Here is a 3200-nt window from a genome sequence, read left to right as displayed (position 1 = left end):
AGAAGGCGAAGACAAGCGGGAACCTAAACTACTCGATATCGCCTATAAGCATGACATTCCGATTGTTGCCACCAACGAACCGTTTTTCGAAAAACAAGATGATTATGATGCCCACGATGCGTTGATCTGCATATCGCAAGGTGCAGTCGTCTCTATGGACGATCGCAGGCGTCTGTCCAATTCGTGCTATTTCAAATCAAGCGATGAAATGGTCGCGCTCTTTAGTGATCTTCCAGAAGCCATCAACAACACCTATGAGATTGCCCAACGCTGCCATGTGCGTGCGCTCATGCGTGATCCAATCTTGCCATTGTTCGCAGCGGAAGGTCTTGAGGGTGATGAAGCTGTTGCCGCAGAAGCTAAAGTTTTGCGTGATCAAGCAATAGAAGAGTTGAAAGCACGGCTAGAGTTTCACGGTCTTGCACCTGATCGCACGGAGCAAGAATATTTTGATCGGATCAATTTTGAACTCGATGTGATCGAGAACATGAAATTCCCCGGCTACTTCCTCATCGTTGCCGACTTCATCAAATGGGCAAAATCGAAAAACATCCCCGTCGGACCAGGCCGTGGTTCTGGTGCGGGGTCGGTGGTTGCATGGGCACTCACCATTACGGATCTCGATCCGCTGCGCTTTTCGCTGCTTTTTGAACGTTTCCTCAATCCTGAACGTATCTCAATGCCCGATTTTGATATCGACTTTTGTCAAGATCGCCGTGATGAAGTTATCAAATACGTCCAAGAACGTTATGGCCGTGAGCAAGTGGCGCAAATCATCACCTTTGGTTCGCTGCAAGCGCGCGCCGTATTGCGCGATGTGGGGCGGGTTCTGCAAATGCCTTATGGGCAGGTTGACCGCCTTTGTAAGCTCGTACCAAGTAATCCAGCCAACCCCGTAACGCTTAAAGAAGCCGTAGACGGGGAGCCTAAACTACAAGAAGCCCGCAAGGAAGAGGAAGTTGTTGATCGTCTGATTACAACATCCTTGAAGCTTGAAGGCCTTTATCGTCACGCATCCACCCACGCAGCGGGTATCGTGATTGGTGATCGCTCGCTTGAAGAATTGGTCCCGCTTTACCGTGATCCGCGCTCAGATATGCCCGTTACCCAATTCAATATGAAATGGGTAGAGCAGGCGGGTCTTGTCAAATTTGACTTCTTGGGCCTTAAAACGCTGACAGTTTTGCAAAAGGCCGTTGATCTTCTGGCTAAGCGCAACGTCGAAATTGATCTTGCAGCTCTCCCACTTGATGACGCGAAAACTTACGAAATGCTCTCTCGCGGCGAATCTGTTGGCGTGTTCCAGTTGGAAAGCCAAGGGATGCGGAAAGCACTTTTAGGCATGAAGCCCGATGTGTTTGAAGACATCATCGCCTTGGTTGCGCTTTATCGACCGGGTCCGATGGACAATATTCCAGTGTATAACGCCAGAAAACACGGCGAAGAAGAACCTGACTTCATCCACCCGCGCATTGAGAAGTACCTCAAAGAAACCCAAGGCGTCATCATCTACCAAGAACAAGTGATGCAGATCGCGCAGGAACTTGCTGGTTACTCCCTCGGCGAAGCAGACGTTTTGCGCCGCGCTATGGGTAAGAAGATTAAAGCAGTCATGGAAGAGCAACGCATTCCATTCGTGGAACGGTCTGTAGAGCGTGGGCTAGCGAAATCCAAAGCCAATGAGATTTTCGATCTCCTTGCAAAATTCGCGAGTTACGGCTTCAACAAATCACACGCAGCAGCCTATGCGCTGGTCGCCTATCAAACTGCGTATTTGAAAGCCAACTATCCCGTTGAATTCTTGGCCGCGACCATGACTTTGGATATGGGCAACACGGACAAACTCAACGACTTTAAGAGAGAGGCCGAACGCCTTGGTTTTAATGTGGAAATTCCAAACATCAATAAGAGCCAAGTAGAGTTCGATGTTGATGGCGAAACCATTTATTATGCCCTTACAGCCGTGAAGGGTGTTGGCCACCAAGCGGTCGCGGACGTTATTGCCGTTCGTCCTGAAGAGGGCTTCAAAGACCTCGCTGATTTCGCGCACCGATTAGACCCGAAATCAGTCAACAAACGATTGCTCGAAAACCTCGTATGTGCGGGCGCTTTTGATTGTCTGGTTGATAACCGCGCCCAAGTATTGGATTCGCTCGAGCAAATCGTCGCACTCGCCACCCGCGAACATCAGGCCAAACAGAGCGGTCAAAATGACATGTTCTCCGCCGTCAGTGGCCCTGAACCTGTGCGCTTGAAACCGTTGCCAGACTTTGAACCGTCTGAGCGGCTATCACGCGAACAATCATCCATCGGCTTTTATCTCAGCGCCCATCCACTTGATGAGCATTTGGAGCTTCTGCAGAAACTCGGCGTCAAACCATGGAATGTGTTTGAAGAAAACGTCAAACGCGGCTCACCCGTCGGCAAAATTGCGGGCACCATTATCAGCAAGCAAGAACGCACGACCCGCACCGGCAACAAAATGGCGATTCTACAGATTTCTGACCCGTCGGGACAATTCGAAGCCGTCTGTTTTTCAGAAACATTAGAAAGACACCGCGATAATCTTGAAGCGGGATCGTCCGTCGTGATAATTGTTGCAGCCGAAGACCGACCAGAAGGTGTCAATGTTCGCATCAACAGTGTTGAGCCATTGGATAAGGCCGCATCCGGTTTCCAAGGCGCGCTCAACATCTTCGTGCGAGACGATAAACCACTTGCATATATCGCCAATCAATTGTCGCCGGAACAGGGCGGACGCGGCGGTGAGGTGAGCTTGATTATCCTTGATGATAAGAGTGGGCGCGAGGTCGAAGTAAAGTTGCGGAATCGCTACGTATTGACGCCGAAAATTGCTAAAGCGATCAAACAAATGCCTGGCATTGTGGACGCGCGCTTACAATAATTCGCACTGCCTGCGGATTTATCGTCGTTTTTGCTTGCATTAGGTGCGATTCCCCTGTAACCACCGCGCCATCACACACACGAGCCAGGTGCCGTATTCGTTACGGTTCCATTCGGTGAGAACATAGGGCTCGTGGAGGACAAACCGAATAAAAGGAGTAGGCCACCATGGCACTGCCAGATTTTTCTATGCGTCAATTGCTCGAAGCAGGCGTTCACTTTGGTCACCAAACACACCGTTGGAACCCCCGCGTTGAGAAGTTTCTCTTCGGCTCACGCAATAACATTCACATCAT

Annotated in this window: 2 protein-coding genes; both read left to right on the top strand. The window is 50.2% G+C overall.

The features are described 5' to 3' along the window. Positions 1-2905: DNA polymerase III subunit alpha (gene dnaE, locus ABJ205_RS02950; RefSeq protein WP_348509998.1), on the top strand; the 2905-nt coding region annotated here is incomplete at its 5' end. Positions 2906-3072: 167 nt separating this feature from the next. Next, the coding region (locus tag ABJ205_RS02945; RefSeq protein ID WP_348509999.1) for a 30S ribosomal protein S2 at positions 3073-3200 on the top strand (128 nt) is incomplete at its 3' end.

Origin of the sequence: Erythrobacter sp. (assembly GCF_039988855.1) — a bacterium.
In the GTDB taxonomy this organism is placed as follows: Bacteria; Pseudomonadota; Alphaproteobacteria; order Sphingomonadales; family Sphingomonadaceae; genus Erythrobacter.
The sequence above is the reverse complement of the archived record's forward strand: the minus strand, read 5'-3'. Positions and strand labels throughout refer to the sequence as shown.